We start from the raw sequence: 22,647 nt of genomic DNA, 5'->3' as shown, positions 1-22,647 counted from the left end.
TCGGCGGTGCGGGTGCAATGCGGCAGCACAATAGAAGTGCAGCGCGGTCGCGTATTGTACGCGACGCCGCGCTGCGCCCTGCAGTGCGTTGCGCGTGGCACAGCCCTGATGATGCGTGGGCCATGTTCCGCGCGCTCCGGCGAACGTTGGCTCAGTCGTAGGCGTCGCCGATGATTTCCTCGATCCGTTGCTTGATCTCCGGAGTGATCTGCTCGGCTACCTCCGCCGATTTCATGTTTTCACCGATCTGTTCGACACGCGAAGCGCCGGTAATCACCGTGCTTACGTTCGGGTTCTTCAGAATCCATCCAATCGCCAACTGGCCGACCGTACAGTGGAGTTCGTCTGCCACTTCGCCGAGCTTGCCGACCACGTTGTTCTTGCCGGTGTCGGTGACCTGCTTGCGCAGCCACTCGTAGCCTTGCAACTGCGCGCGGCTGTCGGCAGGCACACCGTCACGGTATTTGCCGGTAAGCAGACCGGATGCAAGCGGGCTCCATGTGGTCAGCCCCAGGCCAATGTCCTCGTAAAGCCGCTTGTATTCCTGTTCCACGCGCTTGCGGTGGAACAGGTTGTATTGCGGCTGCTCCATGACCGGCTTGTGCAGATGATGCCGTTCGGCGGTCTCATAAGCCGCGCGGATTTCGTCGGCGCTCCATTCCGACGTGCCCCAGTACAGTGCCTTGCCGCGCGTGATCATGTCGCTCATCGCCCAAACGGTTTCTTCGACCGGCGTGTTCGGGTCAGGACGATGACAGAACACCAGATCGACATAATCGAGCTGCAGGCGTTTGAGCGACGTATCGATCGCGTTCAGCAGATATTTGCGGTTTAACGTGTGGTACTGGTTCGGCGCCTCGTTGAGACCCCAGAAAAACTTCGTGGATACCACATAGCTCACGCGTGGCCACGCGAGTTCCTTGAGCGCCTGGCCCATGATCTCTTCGGATTGGCCGCCGGCATACACCTCGGCGTTGTCGAAGAAGTTGACTCCCGCATCGCGGGCGGCCGCAAGCGACTCGCGTGCCGCGCGATGATCCACCTGATTGCCGTAGGTGACCCATGAGCCGATGGACAGTTCGCTGACTTGCAGGCCGGAACGGCCCAGACGTCGATAGTTCATGCATTCCTCCTTGGTAGTGATGCCGCCGGAATCCCGCTGAGACGTCTAGTTTAAAGAGATAAAGCCCGATGCGCGTTTTACCGATGTAGTTCACATGGTTCATGCACAATAGCAGCGTTGGCCGCAGTGCAGCATTCGGCCAAACGGCCTATGCCGTTTGGCTGACTTCACGCCGCCTGCGGCCCGTGGTCTCATTGCTCATCAACTGCATGGAGGTTCTGGATGTCGTCACTGAACACGAATCTGAATGGCAAAGTCGCGGTGGTTACGGGCGCCGCGAGCGGCATCGGCAAGCAGATTGCGCTCACGCTTTCTGCCGCGGGCGCGGCGATCGCGATCGCCGACCTGAACCAGGACGGCGCGAACGCCGTCGCTGAAGAAATCAGACAGGCTGGCGGAAAGGCAATCGGCATTGCGATGGACGTCACGAACGAAGACGCCGTCAACCAGGGTATCGACAAAGTCGCGGCCGAATTGGGCTCGATCGACATTCTGATTTCCAACGCCGGCATTCAGATCGTTAATCCAATCGAAAACTACTCGTTTTCCGATTGGAAGAAAATGCAGGCGATCCACGTGGACGGCGCCTTCCTCACCACCAAGGCCGCGCTCAAGCACATGTATAAAGACGATCGCGGCGGCATCGTGATCTACATGGGTTCGGTTCATTCGCATGAAGCGTCGCCGCTCAAGTCGGCCTATGTGACCGCCAAGCATGCGCTGCTCGGGCTCGCACGCGTACTGGCCAAGGAGGGCGCGAAACACAATGTGCGCTCGCATGTCGTGTGTCCGGGTTTCGTGCGTACGCCGCTGGTCGACAAGCAGATTCCCGAGCAGGCCAAAGAGCTCGGCATCAGCGAAGAAGACGTGATCAAGCGCGTGATGCTGGGCGGCACGGTCGACGGCATCTTCACCACGGTGGAAGACGTCGCGCAGACAGTGCTGTTCCTGTCCACCTTCCCAACTGCGGCGCTGACCGGCCAGTCCTTTATTGTGAGCCACGGCTGGTATATGCAATAAGGAGGCGCCCATGGCGCAACGCAATCTCAAACGGGCGCGCGCCGGCGCGCCCGGGGGCGGGGAAGGCGAGGGCGCCGGTCCGGCGCCCGCCGCGCATCCTGGCCCGCAACGCCATTTACCCAACTACGAAACCGTTGCGCTGATGCTGCAAGGCGGTGGTGCGTTGGGCGCCTATCAGGCAGGCGTCTTTCAGGGACTTTACGAAGCCGGTATCGAGCCGAACTGGCTCGCCGGTATTTCAATCGGCGCGCTGAATACCGCCATCATTGCCGGCAATCCGCCGGAAAAGCGCGTCGAGCGGCTACTGCAATTCTGGGAAACGATCTGCCAACCTGCGTTCGGGCCGCCGTTGCCGGCCTTTATCGAGCACGCACTGTTCAATTCCAGTGAAGCTGTTCGCAAGGCATTCACGGCGACTCAGGCCATGGGCGCGATTGTGGAAGGGCAAAAGGGCTTTTTCGTGCCGCGCTTTCCGCCGCCGCTGCCCACCGTCTCCGGGCCGCCGCAGTTGGCAAGCTACTACGACACCACGCCGCTCAAGGCGACGCTGGAGGCCCTCTGCGATTTCGATCGGATCAATTCCGGCGAGATGCGCGTATCAGTCGGGGCGGTGAATTGCGGAACAGGCAACTTTGCTTACTTCGATAACCGGCATACCAAACTGAGGCCGGAGCACTTCATGGCGTCAGGTGCGTTGCCGCCGGGTTTTGCGGCAGTTGAGATCGACGGCCAGTATTACTGGGACGGTGGCCTGATGTCGAACACGCCGCTCTATGAAGTGATTCAGACCACGCCGCGTCGCGATACGCTCGCATTCCAGGTTGACCTATGGAGCGCGATCGGCCCAGTGCCGGACAACATCACTGATGTTCAAGGGCGCATGAAAGACATTCAGTACTCGAGCCGCACGCGTCTCGTGACCGACATGCTGCAACGTTCGCAGCGTTTCCGGCATGTGCTGCGCGAGGTGCTCGATCGCGTGCCGTCTGACCAGCGCGACGATCCGTGGTGCAAGCTTGCGGAGGATCTCTCGTGTTCGAAGCGCTACAACGTGATCCACCTCATCTATCGGCAAAAGGAATACGAAGGGCACTTCAAAGACTTCCAGTTTGGCCTCTCCACAATGCGCGAACATTGGAGTAGTGGTCTGGAAGATATCCGCCATTCGCTGGCCCAGCCCGATTGGCTCGACATGCCTGATAACGACGCGGGTTTTGTCACGCACGATATTCATCGGGATGCACGCTGAAATCCCCGTGACCTCCCCATGCATGGCGGCAACAGGCCAGATCGGCAACTAACGGCAACAAGCCGCATCGGCAGTTCAGTCACACGTCCAGCAGCAGCCGGCCAATGAAAAACGGCGCCCAAATTGGGCGCCGTTTTTTCAAGCAACTTCAGCCAGCCAAGCAAGACAAGGCGCGCGCGCTCAACGCCCGCGCCCTGAAATGTCTTACTTGAGCACGTGAGCAATCGCGTTAGCCACCACGTCGAGGTTGCGCGTATTCAGCGCAGCCACGCAGATACGGCCCGTGCTCACCGCGTAGATGCCGAACTCTTCGCGCAGACGGTCCACTTGGGGCGCCGTCAGGCCCGAGTACGAGAACATGCCGCGTTGTGCATTCACGAAGCTGAAATCGCGATCCACGCCGCTTGCCTTCAGGCGTTCGACGAGACCGTTGCGCATGGCGCGGATGCGGTCGCGCATTTCGGCGAGTTCCGTTTCCCACGTGGCGCGCAAGTCAGCCGATGCGAGCACCGCCGCGACCACCGAGCCGCCGTGCGTCGGCGGGTTCGAGTAGTTCGTGCGGATCACGCGCTTCAGTTGCGACAGCACGCGAGCCGATTCTTCCTTGCTTGCCGTGATGATCGACAGTGCGCCGATGCGCTCGCCGTACAGCGAGAACGACTTCGAGAACGACGACGACACGAATACGTTCAGTTCCGATGCGGCGAACAGACGAACCGCTGCGGCGTCGGATTCGATGTTGTCGCCGAAACCCTGGTAAGCGATGTCGAGGAACGGCACCAGATTGCGCGCTTTCACGACTTCGACGATCTGCTTCCATTGGTCGACCGTCAGGTCGACACCAGTTGGGTTGTGGCAGCACGCGTGCAGCACGACAATCGTGCCCGCGGCGTAGCTGTTCAGCGCGTTCAGCATGCCTTCGAAGTTCACGCCGTGCGTGTGTGCGTCGTAGTACGGATAGTTCACGACTTCGAAGCCTGCGCCTTCGAACAACGCGCGGTGATTTTCCCAGCTCGGATCGCTGATCGCGACCTTGGCATTCGGGTTCACACGCTTCAGAAAGTCGGCGCCGATTTTCAGCGCGCCCGTGCCACCCAGTGCTTGCGCCGTCACGACGCGGCCTGCGGCGATCAGCGGCGAATCATTGCCGAGCAGCAAGGTTTGCACAGCGGCGTCATAGGCGGCGATGCCCTCGATCGGCAGATAGCCGCGCGGCAGCGCGGCTTCGACGCGTGCCTTTTCCGCGTCGCGCACGGCGCGCAGCAGCGGAATCTTGCCTTCTTCATTGAAGTAGACGCCAACGCCAAGATTGACCTTGGTGGCGCGCGCATCGGAGTTAAAAGCTTCGTTCAGGCCCAGAATCGGGTCGCGGGGAGCAAGTTCGACGGCGGAGAACAGAGACATGATGGGTGGGCAGCAGTAGTGAAAAGAGGGCCGCTTCGTTCGCGGCGAACCCGGCCGAAGACGTCTGACGGACGATCCGGACGGCGGGCGGGCATCGGCGAGCGAGCGCAACTTGGCATTGTAGCGAATTTGTGGGCAATTTTCGGGCACCAAAGGCCGGCGGACTGAATTTTTTGCTTGAAAAACAGGCATCAAAGCGCCATTTGCTTTCTCTGCGCAGCCCGCTGAACCCCTACGCAGACCCGCTCAGCCCGGGTTCCCGCAACCCGTTAGAATAGTTCTTTGCCTAAGGCCCGGTGCCGCTCCCCATGTCCGAACACCATCTGACTGAACTCGACGAGACGCTCGACGAATCCAAATTCGTCACGTTCGAAGGCTCGCCGTTCCAGCTTTACCAGCCGTATCCGCCCGCCGGCGACCAGCCGACGGCGATCGACACGCTCGTCGAAGGCGTCCAGGACGGCTTGTCGTTCCAGACGCTGCTTGGCGTGACCGGCTCCGGCAAAACCTTCACGATGGCCAACACCATCGCGCGGCTCGGCCGGCCGGCTATCGTGTTCGCGCCGAACAAGACGCTTGCCGCGCAACTCTATTCGGAGTTCCGCGAGTTCTTCCCGCGCAACGCGGTCGAGTACTTCGTCTCGTACTACGACTACTACCAGCCGGAAGCGTACGTGCCCCAGCGCGACCTGTTCATCGAGAAAGATTCGTCGATCAACGAGCACATCGAGCAGATGCGGCTGTCGGCCACCAAGAGCCTGATGGAGCGGCGCGACGTGATTATCGTCGGCACGGTGTCGGCAATTTACGGTATCGGCAACCCGTCGGAATATCACAAGATGATTCTGACGCTGCGTACCGGCGACAAGCTGGGCCAGCGCGACATCATCGCCCGGTTGATCGCCATGCAATACAACCGCAACGAGGCCGACTTCCAGCGCGGTTCGTTCCGCGTGCGCGGCGATACGATCGATATCTTCCCGGCCGAGCACGCCGAAATGGCGGTGCGCATCGAGTTGTTCGACGACGAGGTCGAGACGCTGCAACTGTTCGATCCGCTCACCGGCCGCGTGCGGCAGAAGATCAGCCGTTTTACCGTGTACCCGTCGTCGCACTATGTGACGCCGCGCGACACCGTGATTCGAGCGGTCGAAACGATCAAGACCGAATTGCGCGAGCGGCTCGAGTTTTTCTACAGCAGCGGCAAGCTTGTCGAAGCACAGCGGCTTGAGCAACGCACCCGCTTCGATCTGGAAATGCTGCAGGAATTGGGCTTCTGCAAGGGCATCGAGAACTATTCGCGGCACTTTTCGGGCGCTGCGCCCGGCGAGCCGCCGCCAACATTGGTCGACTACTTGCCGCCCGACGCGCTGATGCTGCTCGACGAGTCGCACGTGCTGATCGGCCAGTTGAACGGCATGTACAACGGCGACCGGGCGCGTAAGGAAAATCTGGTCGACTACGGTTTCCGTTTGCCGTCGGCGCTCGACAATCGCCCGCTCAAATTCAATGAGTTCGAGCGCAAGATGCGTCAGGTGGTGTTCGTGTCGGCCACGCCGGCAGACTACGAGCAGAAAACGGCAGGGCAGGTGGCCGAGCAGCTGGTGCGTCCGACCGGTCTTGTCGACCCGGAAATCGAGGTGCGCCCGGCGCGCACCCAGGTCGACGATGTGCTCGCCGAGATCAACGAGCGCGTCAAGGTAGGCGACCGCGTGCTGGTGACCGTGCTGACCAAGCGCATGGCCGAGCAGCTCACCGAGTTTCTGGCCGACCATGGCGTCAAGGTGCGTTACCTGCACAGCGACATCGATACGGTGGAGCGGGTGGAAATCATCCGCGATCTGCGTCTGGGCACGTTCGACGTGCTGGTCGGGATCAACCTGCTGCGTGAGGGGCTCGACATTCCGGAGGTCTCGCTGGTCGCGATTCTCGACGCCGACAAGGAGGGCTTCCTGCGCGCCGAGCGCTCGCTGATCCAGACCATCGGCCGGGCGGCGCGTAACGTGAACGGCAAGGCGATTCTCTACGCGGACCGGGTGACCGACTCGATGCGCCGTGCCATCGACGAAACCGAGCGGCGGCGCGCCAAGCAGATCGCCTATAACCTGGAGAACGGCATTACGCCGCGCGGCGTGGTCAAGCGGATCCGCGACATCATCGACGGTGTGTACAACGTCGACGACGCACGTGCCGAGTTGAAGGAACAGCAGACTCGGGCGAAATTCGAGGACATGTCCGAGAAGCAGCTCGCCAAGGAGCTCAAGCGCCTCGAGAAGCAGATGATGGAGCACGCCAAGAACCTCGAATTCGAAAAGGCTGCACAAACTCGCGATCAACTGGCGTTGTTGCGGCAGCGCGTGTTCGGTGCGAACGTCGGCGACCACGTGCCGGGCGTCCAGTAACACCTGCCTGTCTGGGCGCGGCAATGTGCCGCGCCTTGTCTTTTCCCGCCTTGCGGCCCGCTGATACCCTCGTCCCGCGCTTTCCTTAAAACTGCCTTAAGGCCCTACTCCCGTAAGGCTTTGCGTGCAGCCGCGTTTGTTCTCCCTGCCGATCAATGATAAACTCGACCAATATTGAGAATGGTTCGCATTAACGTTCGTATTGCAGCGTACGCTCCTGATGTCCGCCGGCGGGGGCACTGGCAAGTGCTGCAACGAGACAAGCGCCGCGCGCTGTTCCAATGACTCGATTCCAGTCTGAAAAAAACAAGGAGTTTCAATGCGGATTTCTTCATTTGTGCGTGGTGGCGCAGCAGCGGTGGCCGCAGTAGCGGCGCTTTCCGCAACGGCTGCGGAATACCCGATCGGCAAGCACCAGATTCAGGGCGGCATGGAAATCGGCGCGGTCTATCTGCAGCCGATCACGATGGAACCCGAAGGCATGATGCGCAAGGCGTCGGATTCGGACATTCACCTGGAAGCCGACATCCACGCGGTCAAGAATAATCCGACGGGTTTCGCCGAAGGCGACTGGATGCCGTATCTGCAAGTCCGTTATGAGTTGACGAAAGCCGGTTCGAATCAGACCCAGAAGGGCGACATGATGGCGATGGTCGCCAACGACGGTCCGCACTACGGCGACAACGTCAAGCTGCAAGGCCCGGGCAAATACCATCTGAAGCTGGTGGTCGAAGCACCGATGCAAACCGGTCACATGGCGTTCGGCCGTCACGTCGACAAGGAAACTGGCGTGGGTCCGTGGTTCAAGCCGATCACGCTCGAATACGACTTCACGTTCGCGGGCATCGGCAAGAAGGGCGGTTACTGATCGCCGAGCGCCGCGCACGCGGCTCGTCCCGGCTCTTCGCGCATGACCGCGCGGCCGGGCGTGAATGAGCGAATGAGTGAATGCATGCAGCAGGCGGCGCGCGGACGATGACACTTCCCGCGCCGCGTTTTCCGGAAAGGCTAATGAGAATTAACCGAAAGATCGCAATCCTCGCCATGACTGCGTTGGCAGTTGGGGCCGCGCACGCAGCGGATTTGCCCACCTTCAATCTTGAAATGAACGACGGCAAGCTCAATCCCGTCCGCATCGAAGTGCCGGCAGGGCAGCGCATCAAGATTGCAATTCGCAACACGGGCAAGGGCGCGGCCGAATTCGAAAGCGTGCAATTGCGCAAGGAAAAAGTGTTGGCGCCAGGCGGCGATTCGTTCGTCGTGATCGCGCCGCTGGATCCGGGCGAGTACAAGTTCTTCGACGATTTTCATCAGCAGGCGCAGGGCGTGATCGTCGCGAAATAGCGGCTTGGGGCGCGAACGCGGACCCTCAAGCAAACGGGTGACGCGTTCGCCGGAGCAGTGGCAGGTAAAGCAGTAGCAGGTAGAGGGAGAGCTTGGATGGGTCAGATTCTATTCATCGTGTGGCGCGAAAGTGTCGAGGCGCTGCTGGTGGTCGGCATCCTGTACGCATGGTTGAAAAATGGCGACGACGATGCGCGCCGCGGTTTGCCGTACCTGTGGGGCGGCGTCGCGGCCGGTCTGATCGCCGCGGTCGCACTCGGCGCGGCGCTGGTCGGTTTCACCGAAGTGCTCTCCGGTGACGCACAGGATTATTTCCAGACCGCGATGGTGCTGGTCGCCTGTGTGCTGATCGTGCAAATGGTGCTGTGGATGAAGCAGCATGGCCGCTCGCTCAAGCGCGACATGGAACAGTCGCTGCAAAAGAGCAAGCGCGATTCCAACTGGTGGGGCGTCGCCTTGCTGGTCGCATTGGCGATCGCACGTGAAGGCAGTGAAACCGTGATCTTCCTGTACGGTCTCGGCTTTGGCCAATCGGGCCATGTGGACGGCAGCCAGATGCTCGCGGTGGCGATCGGTCTCGGTCTCGCGTTGCTGACCTTCTACGTGTTGCAACTGGGCGGCAAGATCTTTTCCTGGCGGCTCTTTTTCCGTGTCACGGAAATCATGCTGTTGTTCCTCGGCGCGGGCCTGTTCCAGACCGGTGTCGATAAGCTGATCGACAAGGAAATCCTGCCGACAATCGTTGGCCAGATGTGGAATTCGTCGGCCATCCTCGACGATTCCAGTACCTTCGGTTCGCTGGTCGCGACCCTCACCGGTTATCGCGCTCACCCGGCGCTGATGAATCTGATCGCGTACGCCGTGTACTGGCTGGTCGTCTATCTGCTGGTGCGCCGCGCGAATCGCAAGCCTGCGCAGCAGGCCGCCGGGCGCGCAGCATGAGTGCCGTGATGACACGTCCGGGCCGGCTCGCGGCGGCCGGGCAGTGGATGCAGCGTCACGGCAGCCTGATCCGCGGCATTCAGTGGGTCGTGGTGGCCGTGTACGCGTTCCTGATTCTGGTGCCGGCGGTGATGCCGTTACCTGACGATACCGCGCATCTGTGGAGCAACCTGACGCTTGCCGCGCAGTTCGTGTTCTGGGGCATCTGGTGGCCGTTCGTGCTGCTGTCGATGGTGATGCTCGGCCGTGTCTGGTGCGGTGTGCTGTGCCCGGAGGGTGCGCTCGCGGAATTCGCGAGCAAGTACGGCCGCGGCCGGGCGATTCCCCGCTGGATGCGCTGGGGCGGCTGGCCATTCGTCGCGTTCGGCATCACCACCATCTACGGCCAGATGGTCAGCGTCTACCAGTATCCGAAAGCGGTGCTGCTGGTGCTCGGCGGCTCGACTTTCGCGGCAATGATCATCGGCTTGCTGTACGGACGCGAGAAGCGCGTCTGGTGCAAGTATCTGTGCCCCGTCAACGGGGTTTTTTCGCTGCTGGCCCGTCTCGCGCCGTTCCACTACAAGGTCGATGAAGACGCGTGGCGCCGTTCGTACAAGAACGGCGAGCACGGGCATCGCGTGATTCCAATCAATTGCGCGCCGCTGGTGCCGCTGCGCAATATGAAGGGCGCGTCGGACTGCCATATGTGCGGCCGTTGCAGCGGGCATCGCGACGCGATCGCGCTGACGTGGCGCGCGCCGTCGTCGGAAGTCGTGCAGCTCGGCGACAAACAGGCGAACCCGTGGGACACCGCGTTGATCCTGTACGGGCTGCTCGGTATCGCGATCGGCGCGTTCCACTGGACCGCTTCGCGCTGGTTCATCGACCTGAAGATGTTCTTCGCCAACTGGCTGGTCGATCACGACATCACCTGGCCGCTCGACACCAACGCGCCGTGGTTCCTGTTCACGCATTACCCTGAGCAGAACGACGTATTCTCGTGGCTCGACGGCACGATGGTGATCGGCTACATCCTCGCGACCGCGCTGGTGTACGGCACCGCGCTACTGGTGTTGCTGATGGGCGCGACGCGCATGCTGGGGCGCTTCAATACCGTGCGTCTGCATCATTTGACGCAAGGCCTCATTCCGATCGCAGGCGCAGGGGTGTTCCTTGGCTTGTCGGCGACCACGCTGTCGCTGCTGCGCGCGGAACATGTGCCCTTGTGGTGGGCATCGGATGTGCGTATCGCGATTCTGGCGATTGCCAACCTGTGGAGCGCGTGGCTCGCCTGGCTGGTTACACGCCGTTATAGCGAGCGCTTCGTTCAACGCGCCCTCGCGATGGTGTGGTTCGCCGCGGCGCTGGCGGTGGTCGATAGTGCGTGGTGGCTGATGTTCTGGGGCTGGGCTTCGAAGTAGGTCATAACGAGGTTCTAACGCTTCGTGGTGCTGTCGAAACCTGATCGGCGCCGTTCAAAACAAAAGCCGTGGAGATGAACATCCCACGGCTTTTTCTTTTCCTGTCTTGCGATACACGATGTCGTTCGTCTATCCGCATTGAGTGAGAACCAAAAAAGCGGCCTGGCTGGCTGCGACGGCTGGCTTGGTGTCTGCACGAAGGGGTCTAGTTCTCACGTGCAAGCCGTCGTGGCTGGCTAATGCCCAACACCTCTCGAGGAGGTGGTCCCCACAATACCCGGTACTGACTGCGATTCGGTGCTGCCCGTTACTTCGTCAGGATCAGCTTGCCCAGGCGCGTTGCGCGCAGTTGATAGGTTTCGCCGTTATGCACGATGCTGACGTGAGTGTGGCCTTGCAGCAGCGTGTCGCTGCGCACGACCCGATCCGACTTTTCGCTGGCACCGTTGGCGCGATCCGTTGCTGGCTTCGTGGCGGTTGTCGCCGCCGTCGCCGCCGACGGTTTCGGACGGCTGGTCAGCGCGGCCGCCGGGCGGCGCAGGCTGAGGGTTGAAGAGCGCGTGAGATCGGTCATTCGTTTTAGCTGTTGGTCGATTCGATGGACTAATTCTAAATGATAACTATTCCTATTTACAAGAAAGAGAAATTCATCGGATCTTAGTTTCGATAGCTGAAGGACGAAGGCGAAAGGCGGAAGAGGCACGCCACCTCCATCCGGCCGCCTCGCCCGGCACGACGACGCGGGCAGGGCGCCCGCACCCACATCAATGCAACGAACCGGGCTCCTGCTTGGCCACGACGTACTGACGGATCAGCCGCACCGTGTCGATATCGTTTTCGCGATACGCCGACTTCACGATTTCCTGCGTCTGCACGGCGTCCTGGTCGTCGGACACCGGCAGGGTGGTCGTGTATTCGAAGCGAAGGAACAACTGCAGTTCGTCGGGCTGCTCGATCGTCATGGTCAGCGAGCCGCCGACATAGTCCGCCGTCGGCAGAATGTCGTAGCGCACGCTCTGGCGATCCCGCAGCGTGACACGGTCGCGCACGGTGGCCTGGCCATAGTGCAGTTCGCGTTCGAGCGTGTCGGCTTCGCGCGAAAGGATGGTGCAGCTATCGAGGCCGATCACGAACAGTTGCGGCTGTTCGGCACGGAGCACGAGACCTTCCCACAGTTGTTCGCGGGTCATCGAGTCGACAAGCGGATTCAACGGATCGTTGATCTGGATAAGGTGTTCGAAATTCAAAACGACGGCTTCCTATGAAAGCGTTGCAATAGGCGCGGTCCCGTCTGCCGGTGCCGCACCCTTCCTGCTTCAGGCGACAGCGGCAAGACCCGAACGGATTGTGATCGAATGCGTGAGGATCTTGTGGACCGGACACGCATTGGCAATTTGCAATAGCCGTTCCCGCTGTTCGTCGGACAGATCGCCTTCCAGCATGATCTTGCGCTCGATCGACGTGCCCGCGTCGCCGCTTTCAAGCGACAGCGCCACGCGCACGTCGGCAAGCGGCCAGCCCTTGCGCTGAGCGTACATCTTCAGCGTGATCGACGTGCAAGCCCCGAGGCTCGACAGCAGCAGCGTGACCGGCGAAGGCCCGCGATCACCGCCGCCGACGGACTCGGGTTCGTCGGCGAGCCACGTGTGCTTGCCGTCGTCTAAAAGGACCTGGTAATTCGTCGAACCGATGTGGGCGGTGACGTGGGACTCTGCCATGCGCGCTCCTGAACAGGGACGGAAATCGCCGCGCGCCATAGTCCATCATGGTTAGACGGTATGGCGCGCGGCATAAATTACTATTGTGAACGAATTTACCGGTCTCCGCGCCAATGCGTGGCGGCGCGGCGATGCCGCGTTACCGCAATCGTCAGCGGCAACGCGCATCGGCAGGGTCGATCAGTGCGTGATCGCGCCCATGCGTCCGGCCTGATAGTCGATCACGGCCTGGCGGATCTCATCTTCGGTGTTCATCACGAACGGGCCGTAACGCACGACCGGCTCCTTCAGCGGCACCCCGCCGAGCAGCAGTACTTCGAGCGGCTCGGCGCCGGCGCTCAGCGTGACCGACTCGCCGTCGTTCTGGAATACCACCATGTTTTGCGCATCGATTTCCTGGCGTGCCTCGCCTTCGCCGTAAAAGCCCTTGCCCGACAGGCTATAAGCGAACACCCGGTAGTCGGCCGGCACGGGTTGCCGGATCGTCGCGCCCGGTTGCAGCGAGAAATGCTGATAGAGGATCGGCGTACGCGTTTCAATCGCCGCCTTGATGCCGAGCGCCTCACCCGCGATGACCTTGACGCGCACCTTGCCATCCGCGGACGTCGCCACCGGAATGCTGGCCGACGGTATCTCCTGATAGCGCGGCTCGATCATCTTGTCGCGGCGCGGCAGATTCACCCACAACTGCAAGCCGTGTACGCGCCCACCGGTGCGCACGAACGACGGGTCCGGCATTTCGCTATGCACAACGCCTGCGCCCGCGGTCATCCATTGCACGTCGCCGGCCCGCAACGTGCCGGAATGGCCGCCCGAATCCTTGTGACCGAACTGACCCTCGAGCACGTAGGTGACTGTTTCGAAGCCGCGATGCGGATGATCCGGCGCGCCTTTGGCCTCGCCCGGCGCATAGTCGATCGGACCCATTTCGTCGAGCAGCAGGAACGGATCGAAATCCATCAGCAGTCGGGTCGGAAACGGGCGGTGGACGATAAAGCCGCCACCTTCGGTCGTGCGAACGGCGGGAAACGTGCGTTCGATCGTGCGCGTCGTGCTCATCAAAGTCACCTCAAAAAATGGGGAATAGCATTATTTTTGAAACATAGAGCTATTATAGGGACCGTTTTCCTAGGTGCCAGCCGCCCTCACGCAATGGATTGTTCTATTACTGGAACGATGAGATGAAGATCGATTCACACAATCTGAATGACCTGATGTACTTTTCGCAGGTCGTCGAACATGGCGGTTTTTCCGCCGCCGAGCGCGTGCTGGGTATTTCCAAGTCGCGCCTGTCGCGCCGGCTGACCGAGCTGGAGGCGTCGCTGGGCGTGCGCCTGCTGCAACGCTCCACTCGCAAGTTGGCGCTCACTGAGGCCGGTCAATTGTTCTACCAGCACTGTCAGGCGATGCTGAGCGAGGCGCAGGCGGCCGTCAACGTGGTGCAGCAGTTGCGTTCGTCGCCGCGCGGCACGGTGCGCGTGAGCGTGCCGGTGACGGTTTCGCAAACCATCCTGTCGCAGATTCTGCCGGAGTTCATGCATCGCTACCCGGAAGTGCGGGTCGTGATGCGCGTGACGAACCGCGTGGTCGATCTGTTCGACGATTCGATCGATATCGCGTTGCGCGTGCGTTCCGATCCGCCGGAGAACGCCAACATCGTGGTGCGCCCGCTGTGGCGCACGCAGCAGCTGCTGGTCGGCGCACCGAGCCTGTTGCAGCAGAATGCGCCGCCGCTGTTGCCCGCCGATCTCAGCCGTTTTGAAACGCTCGACGTGCCGACCGGCGACGGGCGCCACGTCTTCGATCTGATTGCTCCGGACGGCACGCGCCACGCGCACGAGCACGAGCCGCGCCTCGTCACCGCCGATCTCATGACGATTCGTGAAGCGGTGCTGTCCGGCGTGGGTATCGCCGCGTTGCCGGAAATGATGTATGGCAGCGCGTTGCGCGCGGGGCAGTTGTCGCCTGTGATGCCGGGCTGGACGTTTCCGACGCCGCAGTTGTATGCGGTATTCGTGTCGCGGCAGGGAATGGTGCCGGCCGTGCGGGCGTTCGTCGATTATCTGGTTGAAATGCTCGATCCGGACGAAGGCAAGCACATCATGGGCGAGTGTCCGACGCGAAACACACAAGACGCCGCGCGGCCGGCTCTCGCGCTCGCGTCATAGCACTTATTCCGGGTGGCAACATCGCTTTTAGCATTTAAGCGCCGCCTGTCATGAGTACTTTCAATGGCAGTTTGCTTGAATGCGCGCGTCTGCGGGCCTATAGTGAAATCCCTTCGCTAAGGAGTCTCTTATGCGAAAACTCATGGCCTCTATGATAGTGGGCCTGATAGGGCTGACCGCGCTGTCCGTGTCGACCACGGCTGTCGCATGCGGTGATTCGAGCTATCAGTCATCTTCTGACGGTAAGTGATCCCGCCGCCCGAAGGCGCCGAGTGCGCACAAAAAAAGGCCTTCATCTGACGATGAAGGCCTTTTACTTTTAGCACCTGTTTCAAGGGCTATTCTGCTTTTTCGGCAGGCGTTGCTTAACAGGGGCGCGACGCCATGCGTGGAGCGCTTGCCCTTATTTCGTTTTAGGCTGCGTGACGAAGCCGATCTTGGTGAGGCCGCCGGCCTGCGCCGCCGACATCACTTGCGCCACTTTCTCATACGCGACCTTGCGGTCCGCATCCAGATGCAGCTCCGGCTGCGGATTCGCTTGCGCGGCCTCTGCAATCTTCGCGCTCAGCGCCGCGTCGTCGACCTTCTTGTCGTCCCACAACACGTTGCCGTCCGCATCGATCGCGATTGTCACTTGCGCGGGCTTGGTATCTTCCTTCTGACTGCTTGCATGCGGCAGATCGATTTTGACCGCGTGACGAATCACCGGAATCGTCACCATGAAGACGATCAGGAGAACCAACATCACGTCGACGAGCGGCGTCATGTTGATTTCGTTCATCAGGCCGTCGTCATCGTCGCTGGCGAAGGGGCTCATTGCCATCGGAATACCTCGTCGATCAGTGAGCGCGCGTGGCGAGACGCAAACCGTCGCCGCGCTTGGACGACGACAGACGGGCGCCCGTCACGAAGAACGCATGCAGGCCGTGCGCAAAACGGCTCAGCTTGGCGACGATCGCCTTGTTGGCGCGCGTCAGCGCGTTGTAGCCGAGCACGGCCGGAATCGCGACGAACAGGCCGAACGCGGTCATGATCAGCGCTTCGCCGACCGGGCCCGCGACCTGATCGATCGACGACTGGCCGCTTGCGCCGATTGCCAGCAGGGCGTGATAGATGCCCCACACCGTACCGAACAGACCGACGAACGGCGCCGTGCTGCCGATCGAGGCGAGAATCGCCAGACCGCTTTGCATGCGCGCGACGCTGTCATCCATCGTGTCTTTCAGGCAGCGTGTCACCCAGTCCGACACGTCCATACGATCATGCAGATGCGGCTGGGTTTGGTGATGGTGATCGGCGGCTTCCTGGCCCGACAGCGCGAGCGCGAGGAAAGGATTGTCCTGCGGCGTCGACGAACCGCCGCCGAGTTTCTTCACGCCGTCGGCGAGATCGTCCGAATGCCAGAACTGCTGCTCGGCGTTCTTCGTGAGACGGTTCAGCCGCATCACATTCCAGCCCTTGATGGCGATCACGCTCCACGACATCACCGACATGATCAACAGCGCGAGCGCGATACCACGCGTCACGAAATCCCCTTGCGCCCACACGTGCGCCAGTCCGTAGTTTTGCATTGCTATTCCTTCTTTTTTGAAATCCGCCTCAATCGTTCAGATTGAAGTTGTAAGGCTGGGTGTACGCGGCCCGAACCGGCTGGCCGTTCTCGAGATAGGGTTTGCAGGCACTCGCGTGCGCCGCGGCAAGCGCGGCATCGTCCAGACGGTTGAAGCCGCTGCTCTTTTTCAGTTCGATGTTCTCGAGCTTGCCCGTCAGTCCGACCACGAACTTCACATAGGCCGTGCCGGTTTCACCACGCCGTTTGGACAGCGATGGGTACTCTGGCGTGACCATGTTGCAGTCGATGTGCGAAACGTTTTTCGGCGCGGTGATTTCCATCGTCGGCCGGCCGACCGCCGGCGCCGCCTGAACGGGCGGTGCGGCCGGCGCGGGCGGCGTCGGATCAGGCGCCGCGACAGGCGTGGGCGACGGCGCGGCAGCCTCGGGTAGCGGCGTAGGCGCTGGTTTGGGCGTCGGTGTCGGCTTTGGCTGGACTTTGGCTTTGGTATGGACCGGCGGCGTCGGCTTGGGCGGTGGCGGCGCGATCGATTGCAACGCGACGGGCGCGGCCACTGGCGCCGGCGGCAGCAACTGGGCGGTCATGACGCGCGATTCGATTGCCGGTGGCGTGGGGTCATGACGCAGCGTCAGGATCACGGCGAGCAAAGCGACATGAATCGCCGCGACCGCGGCAGTCGCGCTCAAGGCACGGGAGTTCATTCTGAGGGACGAAGCCGGCGTGGTGCGGGCTGAAACGGTATGCGAGGCCTGCATGTTAGCGTGGAGGCGTGCAGTCGATGCGGCACGTCAGACAAGACATCGTCATTTTCGGAAGATCAGCAGCGAAATGAACAAAGTGGTCACGAAACCTATCAGCAATTCCATCTCGAACTCCTTTTAACGGATGAGCGGGGTAGCTGGCTGGTACGGATACTGGCTTGCTGACGGCAGTGGGATAACGCGTGAAGCAGTGGGGCGGCAAGCCCCGGGGCGCGGCATGGGCCACGCCCTGAAAATGGACTCAGGCGGCCTTGCGTTCGTAAAACGTCAGCGGCACGGGTTGCGAGTGATGGTCGAAGCCGCAACGGCTCGCGCACACGCCGCTTTCCATCATGACGTCGCGCACGGAATCCGCGCACTTGCCACAGCAGCTAGCGACGCCGAGTTCGAACTGGAGTTCGTCGAACGAATCGACGCCTTCCGCGATCGAGGCACGGATCTTTCGGTCAGAAACAGACTTGCAGACACAGACAATCATGGCAGGGCGTCATAGCTAACGTTAATGCGAACTATTATCATTTTGATTGGCCGGTTTGGCAAGCCTCCTGCATCATTTTTTGTAACAAAACCAGACTCTTAGAAGGGTTTCGTCTAACGGAGCGGCTGGGGCGCGGGTGGCGGGAAGAGGGCAGAAACGTCCGAAAACCATGCGAAAAGGCCGTCTGGCGGCCCGAAGCACGGCGGGCGAGAGTCTTTATGCGGCTTGGGAATCCGGCGCGGCCGTGCGGCGCGATGGGATCACGACCCGGTCGACCGTTGCGTCGATATGCAGCAGGGTCGCGGCAAGTTGCTGCTGATGCGCGCCGTCGTCGGTCGAATAAAAGCGGGCCGGAACAGAGCCGGGGCTTGCCGCCATGGCGCGCAGCCCATGCTGATCGAGTACCCGTTCCAGCTGACGCGCGATGGCCACGCTCGTGTCGATCAGCATCAGCCGGTCGCCGACGATATCGCGGATCGCCGCGTCGAGAAACGGATAGTGGGTGCAACCGAGCACCAGAGTGTCGGCGCCGGCGTCGAGCATGGGCTCCAGGTAGCTGCGCAGCAGGGCGCGCAGTTCAGCGGACCCGACGTCGCAGCGTTCCACCGCCTGCACGAGCCCGTGGCCCGGTTGGCAAAGAAAACGGCAGTCACTGGCGTAGCGCTCGAGCAAGGCCTGGAAGCGCGCGCTGCGCAACGTCACCTGAGTGGCGAGTACGCCGGCAACACGTGTTTTCGACTGCAGCGCGGCGGGTTTGATGCCCGGTTCGACGCCTACCAGCGGGATCGCCAGCTTTTCACGGACCAGCGCGATCGACTGTGCGGTCGCCGTGTTGCACGCGACCACCAGCGCTTTCGCGCCTTGTTTGGCGAGCCATTCTCCGATTGCGAGGGTGCGATCGGCGATGAAGTCGTCGTCGCGTTCGCCGTAGGGGGCGTAGAGCGAGTCGGCAACGTAGATGAGCGCCTCGTTGGGCAGTTGCGCCCGAACCGCCCGCAACACCGACAAACCGCCCAGACCCGAATCGAAAATGCCGACCGGCGCTCGTGAATTGTCACCGGAGTTGGCAATTCCGACACTCGAAGACGGCGATTCTGTGGACATAGGCGATAAGGAGACGCGCGGCGCACCGGTCACGGGAAACTCACGAAAACGGGGAAGTGCGCAAGTATATCGCCCGCACGGCGCCTGCTTTGGCAAACGGGCCGACTCGCTTGCCGGCTGATCACCAGCCAGGCGGGATCGCGTATGAGCAGACCCATGAGCCGGCGCGCGGGTTCTACGTGCCTCGGTTCGATCAGGACTCGATCGAGCCCATTGCGGTTTGCTGGTAGTTCTGGATGCCGACCTTGTCGATCAGGTCGAGTTGCGTTTCGAGCCAGTCGATGTGCTCTTCCGTATCGTCGAGAATCTTCACGAAGATTTCGCGCGAGATGAAATCACGAACCGATTCGCAATACACGATCGCTTCTTTACAGGTGCTCTGTGAAATCTGTTCGAGCTTCAGATCGCAAGCGAGGATTTCTTTGGTTTCCTCTCCGATCAGCAGCTTGTGCAGGTCTTGCAGGTTCGGCAGGCCGTCGAGCATGAAAATGCGCTCGATCAGCCAGTCGGCGTGCTTCATCTCGCCGATCGATTCGTCGTATTCATGCTTGCCGAGTTTCTCGAGACCCCAGTGCTTGTACATCCGCGCGTGCAGGAAGTACTGGTTGATCGCGGTCAGTTCGTTTTTCAACTGTGAGTTGAGATATTCGATGACCTTCTTGTCGCCTTGCATGATGTGTCCTTATAGGGATTTGATTTTCCCAGAACAATAAACGTCGAAACGCGAAAAGCCAAGGCAAAAAATCAGATTCTGGCCTGATTTCAGAGGGTTTTTCGCGTGATGCGTACCGTTCTCATTTCATCATAAAAAAGCCGGGGTTTCGGGCCCCGGCTTTAAATTATTCAGAGGATGTCAATAGCGATCAAACCGTCGCGACCGGAATTTTGCCGATCTTTGCTTGCCATTCCTTCGGGCCGGTCTGGTGCACCGAGGTACCGTTCGAATCGACGGCAACCGTCACCGGCATGTCCTGCACGTCGAATTCGTAGATCGCTTCCATGCCGAGGTCTTCGAACGCGAGAACCTTCGCGCTGCGAATCGCTTTCGACACGAGGTAAGCCGCACCGCCTACGGCCATCAGGTACGCGGCCTTGTGCTTCTTGATTGCCTCGATTGCAACCGGGCCGCGCTCGGCCTTGCCGATCATCGAAATGAGGCCGGTTTGCGACAACATGGTCTCGGTGAATTTGTCCATGCGCGTGGCGGTGGTCGGGCCTGCCGGGCCGACTGCCTCGTCGCGCACCGGATCGACCGGCCCGACGTAATAGATCACGCGGTTCGTGAAATCGACCGGCAGTTTTTCGCCCTTGGCGAGCATGTCGGCGATGCGCTTGTGCGCGGCGTCGCGGCCCGTCAACATCTTGCCCGACAGCAGCAGAGTCTGGCCCGGCTTCCACGAGGCGACTTGTTCCGGCGTCAGCGTGTTCAGATCGACGCGCTGGCTCTTTTCCGTGTCCGGTTCCCACTGCACCTTCGGCCATGCGTCGAGCGACGGCGCTTCGAGCTTCGCGACGCCCGAGCCATCGAGCGTGAAATGCGCGTGACGGGTCGCCGCGCAGTTCGGGATGATCGCAATCGGCTTGCTCGCCGCGTGCGTCGGTGCGGCCATGATCTTCACATCGAGCACGGTGGCAAGACCGCCAAGACCTTGTGCGCCGATGCCGAGCGCGTTGACCTTCTCGTGCAGTTCCACTCGCAGTTCTTCGATCCAGTCTTTCGGGCCGCGTGCGATCACGTCCTGAATATCGATCGGATCCATCAGCGATTCCTTCGCCATCACCATCGCTTTTTCAGCGGTGCCGCCAATGCCGATGCCGAGCATACCCGGCGGGCACCAGCCCGCGCCCATGGTCGGCACGGTCTTCAGAATCCAGTCGACGATCGAGTCCGACGGGTTCAGCATCGCGAACTTCGACTTGTTCTCCGAGCCACCGCCCTTGGCCGCCACCTGCACGTCGACCTTGTCGCCCGGCACGATCTCGTAGTGGATCACGGCCGGCGTGTTGTCTTTCGTATTCTTGCGAGCGCCTTCCGGCGGGCTCACGATCGACGCGCGCAGCACGTTGTCCGGGTTCAGATAACCGCGGCGCACGCCTTCGTTGATCATCTCGGTGACGCCCATCGTCGCACCGTCCCAACGCACGTCCATGCCGACCTTCACGAACACCGTGACGATGCCGGTGTCCTGGCAGATCGGGCGCTTGCCTTCGGCGCACATGCGGCTGTTGGTGAGAATCTGCGCGATTGCATCCTTCGCGGCCGGGCTCTCTTCGAGCTCGTACGCGCGGCCTAAGGCCTGGATATAGTCGAGCGGATGGTAATAGCTGATGTACTGAAGCGAATCAGCGATGCTCTGAATCAGATCTTCCTGTTTGATGACGGTCATGGCTAGCTCAGTAGGGACAATGGCGCTTGTTATTCCGACGCGCGGGGCAGTGCGTCAGTCGTGCGCCTTCAGGGGAGTGGAATCGTGCGAGCTCACGACATGCAGCGCCGTGGGCTCCTGAAAATGTTTCGGGTGCGTATGCGTGGTGAGGCGGTCGACCAGTGCCATTACCAACGCCGAGACGAGGAACGCGACGTGAATGATCACTTGCCACATGATGGCGTGCGTCGAATTCTGGTCGGGGCTGATGAAGGTCTTCAACAGATGGATCGACGAGATGCTGATCAGCGCCATCGACAGTTTGACCTTCAGCACGCCGGCGTTCACGTGGTCGAGCCATTCCGGTTCGTCCGGATGACCTTCCACACCGAGGCGTGACACAAAGGTTTCATAGCCGCCGATGATCACCATGATCAGCAGGTTCGAGATCATCACCACGTCGATCAGGCCGAGTACCACCAGCATGATGTTGGTTTCGTCGAGCGTCATGGACGCGCTGACCAGATGCCAGACCTCTTTCAGGAACAGGACGACGTAGACTGCCTGGGCGACGATCAGCCCCAGGTACAGCGGCACCTGCAGCCAGCGGCTCATGAAGATGATGACGGGCAGCGGGCGCATCGGGCGGCGCTGACGGGCGGAGTCGGGTCGCGAAGCGGACATAGATAAGAGTCAGATGAAACGCAGGTGACGGAACACGGACCAAATGCGCTGTCCCGACGCGCAAATCAAACGCGCGATCGAGCACGCAAACCAGGGCGCAGACGGCGCAGTACGCGGCCAGGGAGGCCGGAGAAGCTCGCGTCAGGCGCGCTATTGTACAGCGTTGGATGAAATTGCTGCGGCGCGGCGCACCTTCGCGAGGCGCAGCACGGGCCACGCCGCGATGGCGATTGCGAAGCGCGGTAGCGTGAACAGCGGGGCGGGAGCGAATTCGACAATGGACTTGCCGACTCCAGCATTGCTGCCGCCCCGCAACATCAAGGTAATGAGAAACCGGACGTAGTGGTTCAAGCGGAGGTCCGGTCAGAGCGGCGCAGCCGACTGGTTTATTGGATGACCCGGCGACCCGTGCGGCGGCCGGCTGCGTTCAGCGCGAGTCAAGCTCGCGTTGAGCGTCCCGCTCAGGCGCCGCCGCCGCCGGCGCCACCGGCCTTGCCCATCATGGACGTGATCATGCCGAGGATCGGCGAGATCAGTTGCGTCGCGGCGGAGAGCGCTTGCTTAATGATGTCCATGATCTGGCCGATTCCCTGGGCCATGTCCGCTCCGCCGCCGCTCTTGCCGCCCGCGCCTTGGGCCGCGCCATTGTCCTCGGCGACGCCGGCCTGTTGCGCAGGCGCGTGCCGGGCGACCTGGCCGACTGCGCCCATATCACCAACGCCGCCGTCGTCGGGAGGAGCGAACATTTGCGTGGCGCCGACATTCGCGTCGGCCTGCATACCGCCTTGCAGCGCGCCCGGACCGCCGCCCAAATCGAAAGGCATGCTGGCGCCCATATCGAAAGCCATACCGTTGCCACCGTCACCAATTGCATTCGTCATACTCATATCCTCGTGTTGGCCCATTGT

At 61.3% G+C, this 22,647-nt stretch carries 24 protein-coding genes; 8 read left to right on the top strand and 16 right to left on the bottom strand.

Annotation, left to right across the window (positions count from 1 at the left end):
- Window positions 1-151 precede the first annotated feature (151 nt).
- Window positions 152-1,123, bottom strand: a complete 972-nt coding sequence (locus tag HWX91_RS39405) for a potassium channel beta subunit family protein (RefSeq protein WP_028200350.1) — start codon at window positions 1,121-1,123, stop codon at window positions 152-154.
- A gap of 222 nt (window positions 1,124-1,345) precedes the next feature.
- Between HWX91_RS39405 and HWX91_RS39400 the strand changes: the two genes are divergently transcribed.
- A complete protein-coding gene (locus tag HWX91_RS39400) occupies window positions 1,346-2,143 on the top strand; it encodes a 3-hydroxybutyrate dehydrogenase (RefSeq protein WP_028200349.1) in 798 nt (265 codons plus the stop codon).
- Window positions 2,144-2,153: 10 nt separating this feature from the next.
- The gene (locus tag HWX91_RS39395; RefSeq protein WP_028200348.1) at window positions 2,154-3,392 is read left to right on the top strand and encodes a DUF3734 domain-containing protein; all 1,239 of its coding nucleotides are present in this window, start codon (window positions 2,154-2,156) and stop codon (window positions 3,390-3,392) included.
- A 204-nt stretch (window positions 3,393-3,596) separates the two neighbouring features.
- Here HWX91_RS39395 and HWX91_RS39390 read toward each other — a convergent pair whose 3' ends face one another.
- On the bottom strand, window positions 3,597-4,796 hold the full coding sequence (locus HWX91_RS39390) for an amino acid aminotransferase (RefSeq protein ID WP_028200347.1): 1,200 nt from the start codon (window positions 4,794-4,796) through the stop codon (window positions 3,597-3,599).
- Between the two features lie 308 nt (window positions 4,797-5,104).
- Between HWX91_RS39390 and uvrB the strand changes: the two genes are divergently transcribed.
- The 5 genes from uvrB (at window position 5,105) to HWX91_RS39365 (ending at window position 10,887) form a co-directional block, all read left to right on the top strand.
- Complete coding sequence (gene uvrB / locus HWX91_RS39385) at window positions 5,105-7,198, top strand: excinuclease ABC subunit UvrB (protein ID WP_028200346.1); 2,094 nt, start codon at window positions 5,105-5,107, stop codon at window positions 7,196-7,198.
- 319 nt (window positions 7,199-7,517) lie between these two features.
- Window positions 7,518-8,066, top strand: coding sequence for an iron transporter (locus HWX91_RS39380; protein ID WP_028200345.1), 549 nt, complete (start codon window positions 7,518-7,520; stop codon window positions 8,064-8,066).
- A 143-nt stretch (window positions 8,067-8,209) separates the two neighbouring features.
- A complete protein-coding gene (locus tag HWX91_RS39375; RefSeq protein ID WP_030103365.1) occupies window positions 8,210-8,542 on the top strand; it encodes a cupredoxin domain-containing protein in 333 nt (110 codons plus the stop codon).
- Window positions 8,543-8,638: 96 nt separating this feature from the next.
- On the top strand, window positions 8,639-9,484 hold the full coding sequence (locus tag HWX91_RS39370; protein ID WP_028200343.1) for an FTR1 family iron permease: 846 nt from the start codon (window positions 8,639-8,641) through the stop codon (window positions 9,482-9,484).
- Window positions 9,481-10,887 carry a 4Fe-4S binding protein gene (locus HWX91_RS39365; RefSeq protein ID WP_028200342.1) on the top strand — a complete coding sequence of 469 codons (1,407 nt, stop codon included), beginning with the start codon at window positions 9,481-9,483 and terminating at the stop codon, window positions 10,885-10,887. The genes HWX91_RS39370 and HWX91_RS39365 overlap by 4 nt, the downstream gene beginning before the upstream one ends.
- 307 nt (window positions 10,888-11,194) lie before the next feature.
- Here HWX91_RS39365 and hemP read toward each other — a convergent pair whose 3' ends face one another.
- The 4 genes from hemP to HWX91_RS39345 all read right to left on the bottom strand — a co-directional run bounded on the left by hemP (window position 11,195) and on the right by HWX91_RS39345 (window position 13,664).
- Window positions 11,195-11,461, bottom strand: a complete 267-nt coding sequence (hemP, locus tag HWX91_RS39360; protein WP_028200341.1) for a hemin uptake protein HemP — start codon at window positions 11,459-11,461, stop codon at window positions 11,195-11,197.
- A 190-nt stretch (window positions 11,462-11,651) separates the two neighbouring features.
- Window positions 11,652-12,134, bottom strand: coding sequence for an SRPBCC family protein (locus tag HWX91_RS39355; protein WP_028200340.1), 483 nt, complete (start codon window positions 12,132-12,134; stop codon window positions 11,652-11,654).
- Between the two features lie 69 nt (window positions 12,135-12,203).
- Entirely contained in the window at window positions 12,204-12,605 is a 402-nt protein-coding gene (locus HWX91_RS39350) for an OsmC family protein (RefSeq protein WP_028200339.1), read from the bottom strand.
- 180 nt (window positions 12,606-12,785) lie between these two features.
- Window positions 12,786-13,664 carry a pirin family protein gene (locus tag HWX91_RS39345; protein WP_028200338.1) on the bottom strand — a complete coding sequence of 293 codons (879 nt, stop codon included), beginning with the start codon at window positions 13,662-13,664 and terminating at the stop codon, window positions 12,786-12,788.
- A 122-nt stretch (window positions 13,665-13,786) separates the two neighbouring features.
- On the opposite strand from HWX91_RS39345, the gene HWX91_RS39340 reads away from it, so the two are divergent.
- Window positions 13,787-14,773, top strand: coding sequence for a LysR family transcriptional regulator (locus HWX91_RS39340; RefSeq protein ID WP_028200337.1), 987 nt, complete (start codon window positions 13,787-13,789; stop codon window positions 14,771-14,773).
- A 403-nt stretch (window positions 14,774-15,176) separates the two neighbouring features.
- Here HWX91_RS39340 and HWX91_RS39335 read toward each other — a convergent pair whose 3' ends face one another.
- The 10 genes from HWX91_RS39335 to HWX91_RS39290 form a co-directional block, all read right to left on the bottom strand.
- Window positions 15,177-15,596, bottom strand: a complete 420-nt coding sequence (locus HWX91_RS39335; RefSeq protein WP_028200336.1) for an ExbD/TolR family protein — start codon at window positions 15,594-15,596, stop codon at window positions 15,177-15,179.
- A 16-nt stretch (window positions 15,597-15,612) separates the two neighbouring features.
- Complete coding sequence (locus HWX91_RS39330) at window positions 15,613-16,344, bottom strand: MotA/TolQ/ExbB proton channel family protein (RefSeq protein WP_028200335.1); 732 nt, start codon at window positions 16,342-16,344, stop codon at window positions 15,613-15,615.
- A 28-nt stretch (window positions 16,345-16,372) separates the two neighbouring features.
- On the bottom strand, window positions 16,373-17,101 hold the full coding sequence (locus HWX91_RS39325) for an energy transducer TonB (protein ID WP_028200334.1): 729 nt from the start codon (window positions 17,099-17,101) through the stop codon (window positions 16,373-16,375).
- Window positions 17,102-17,348: 247 nt separating this feature from the next.
- A complete protein-coding gene (locus HWX91_RS39320) occupies window positions 17,349-17,585 on the bottom strand; it encodes a (2Fe-2S)-binding protein (protein WP_028200333.1) in 237 nt (78 codons plus the stop codon).
- Between the two features lie 216 nt (window positions 17,586-17,801).
- Window positions 17,802-18,689: a glutamate racemase gene (gene murI, locus HWX91_RS39315; protein ID WP_028200332.1), complete on the bottom strand. Its 888-nt coding sequence runs from the start codon at window positions 18,687-18,689 to the stop codon at window positions 17,802-17,804.
- A gap of 193 nt (window positions 18,690-18,882) precedes the next feature.
- The gene (gene bfr / locus HWX91_RS39310) at window positions 18,883-19,362 is read right to left on the bottom strand and encodes a bacterioferritin (protein ID WP_025496401.1); all 480 of its coding nucleotides are present in this window, start codon (window positions 19,360-19,362) and stop codon (window positions 18,883-18,885) included.
- Between the two features lie 190 nt (window positions 19,363-19,552).
- Complete coding sequence (locus HWX91_RS39305; protein WP_028200331.1) at window positions 19,553-21,076, bottom strand: fumarate hydratase; 1,524 nt, start codon at window positions 21,074-21,076, stop codon at window positions 19,553-19,555.
- Window positions 21,077-21,130: 54 nt separating this feature from the next.
- Entirely contained in the window at window positions 21,131-21,697 is a 567-nt protein-coding gene (locus tag HWX91_RS39300; protein ID WP_028200330.1) for a TIGR00645 family protein, read from the bottom strand.
- 192 nt (window positions 21,698-21,889) lie between these two features.
- Window positions 21,890-22,090: a hypothetical protein gene (locus HWX91_RS39295; protein WP_127837905.1), complete on the bottom strand. Its 201-nt coding sequence runs from the start codon at window positions 22,088-22,090 to the stop codon at window positions 21,890-21,892.
- A gap of 110 nt (window positions 22,091-22,200) precedes the next feature.
- Complete coding sequence (locus HWX91_RS39290; RefSeq protein WP_127837906.1) at window positions 22,201-22,587, bottom strand: hypothetical protein; 387 nt, start codon at window positions 22,585-22,587, stop codon at window positions 22,201-22,203.
- Window positions 22,588-22,647 lie beyond the last annotated feature (60 nt).

This window comes from Paraburkholderia fungorum (genome assembly GCF_902833645.1).
GTDB lineage: Bacteria > Pseudomonadota > Gammaproteobacteria > Burkholderiales > Burkholderiaceae > Paraburkholderia > Paraburkholderia fungorum.
This window is presented reverse-complemented; position numbering and strand designations above follow the sequence as displayed.

Bases quoted from the DNA above. Each gene is read 5' to 3' on its own strand.
- HWX91_RS39405 (WP_028200350.1), bottom strand. From the start codon at position 1,123: ATGAACTATCGACGTCTGGGCCGTTCCGGCCTGCAAGTCAGCGAACTG.
- HWX91_RS39400 (WP_028200349.1), top strand. From the start codon at position 1,346: ATGTCGTCACTGAACACGAATCTGAATGGCAAAGTCGCGGTGGTTACG.
- HWX91_RS39395 (WP_028200348.1), top strand. From the start codon at position 2,154: ATGGCGCAACGCAATCTCAAACGGGCGCGCGCCGGCGCGCCCGGGGGC.
- HWX91_RS39390 (WP_028200347.1), bottom strand. From the start codon at position 4,796: ATGTCTCTGTTCTCCGCCGTCGAACTTGCTCCCCGCGACCCGATTCTG.
- uvrB (WP_028200346.1), top strand. From the start codon at position 5,105: ATGTCCGAACACCATCTGACTGAACTCGACGAGACGCTCGACGAATCC.
- HWX91_RS39380 (WP_028200345.1), top strand. From the start codon at position 7,518: ATGCGGATTTCTTCATTTGTGCGTGGTGGCGCAGCAGCGGTGGCCGCA.
- HWX91_RS39375 (WP_030103365.1), top strand. From the start codon at position 8,210: ATGAGAATTAACCGAAAGATCGCAATCCTCGCCATGACTGCGTTGGCA.
- HWX91_RS39370 (WP_028200343.1), top strand. From the start codon at position 8,639: ATGGGTCAGATTCTATTCATCGTGTGGCGCGAAAGTGTCGAGGCGCTG.
- HWX91_RS39365 (WP_028200342.1), top strand. From the start codon at position 9,481: ATGAGTGCCGTGATGACACGTCCGGGCCGGCTCGCGGCGGCCGGGCAG.
- hemP (WP_028200341.1), bottom strand. From the start codon at position 11,461: ATGACCGATCTCACGCGCTCTTCAACCCTCAGCCTGCGCCGCCCGGCG.
- HWX91_RS39350 (WP_028200339.1), bottom strand. From the start codon at position 12,605: ATGGCAGAGTCCCACGTCACCGCCCACATCGGTTCGACGAATTACCAG.
- HWX91_RS39345 (WP_028200338.1), bottom strand. From the start codon at position 13,664: ATGAGCACGACGCGCACGATCGAACGCACGTTTCCCGCCGTTCGCACG.
- HWX91_RS39340 (WP_028200337.1), top strand. From the start codon at position 13,787: ATGAAGATCGATTCACACAATCTGAATGACCTGATGTACTTTTCGCAG.
- HWX91_RS39335 (WP_028200336.1), bottom strand. From the start codon at position 15,596: ATGGCAATGAGCCCCTTCGCCAGCGACGATGACGACGGCCTGATGAAC.
- HWX91_RS39330 (WP_028200335.1), bottom strand. From the start codon at position 16,344: ATGCAAAACTACGGACTGGCGCACGTGTGGGCGCAAGGGGATTTCGTG.
- HWX91_RS39325 (WP_028200334.1), bottom strand. From the start codon at position 17,101: ATGCAGGCCTCGCATACCGTTTCAGCCCGCACCACGCCGGCTTCGTCC.
- HWX91_RS39320 (WP_028200333.1), bottom strand. From the start codon at position 17,585: ATGATTGTCTGTGTCTGCAAGTCTGTTTCTGACCGAAAGATCCGTGCC.
- murI (WP_028200332.1), bottom strand. From the start codon at position 18,689: ATGTCCACAGAATCGCCGTCTTCGAGTGTCGGAATTGCCAACTCCGGT.
- bfr (WP_025496401.1), bottom strand. From the start codon at position 19,362: ATGCAAGGCGACAAGAAGGTCATCGAATATCTCAACTCACAGTTGAAA.
- HWX91_RS39305 (WP_028200331.1), bottom strand. From the start codon at position 21,076: ATGACCGTCATCAAACAGGAAGATCTGATTCAGAGCATCGCTGATTCG.
- HWX91_RS39300 (WP_028200330.1), bottom strand. From the start codon at position 21,697: ATGCGCCCGCTGCCCGTCATCATCTTCATGAGCCGCTGGCTGCAGGTG.
- HWX91_RS39290 (WP_127837906.1), bottom strand. From the start codon at position 22,587: ATGGCTTTCGATATGGGCGCCAGCATGCCTTTCGATTTGGGCGGCGGT.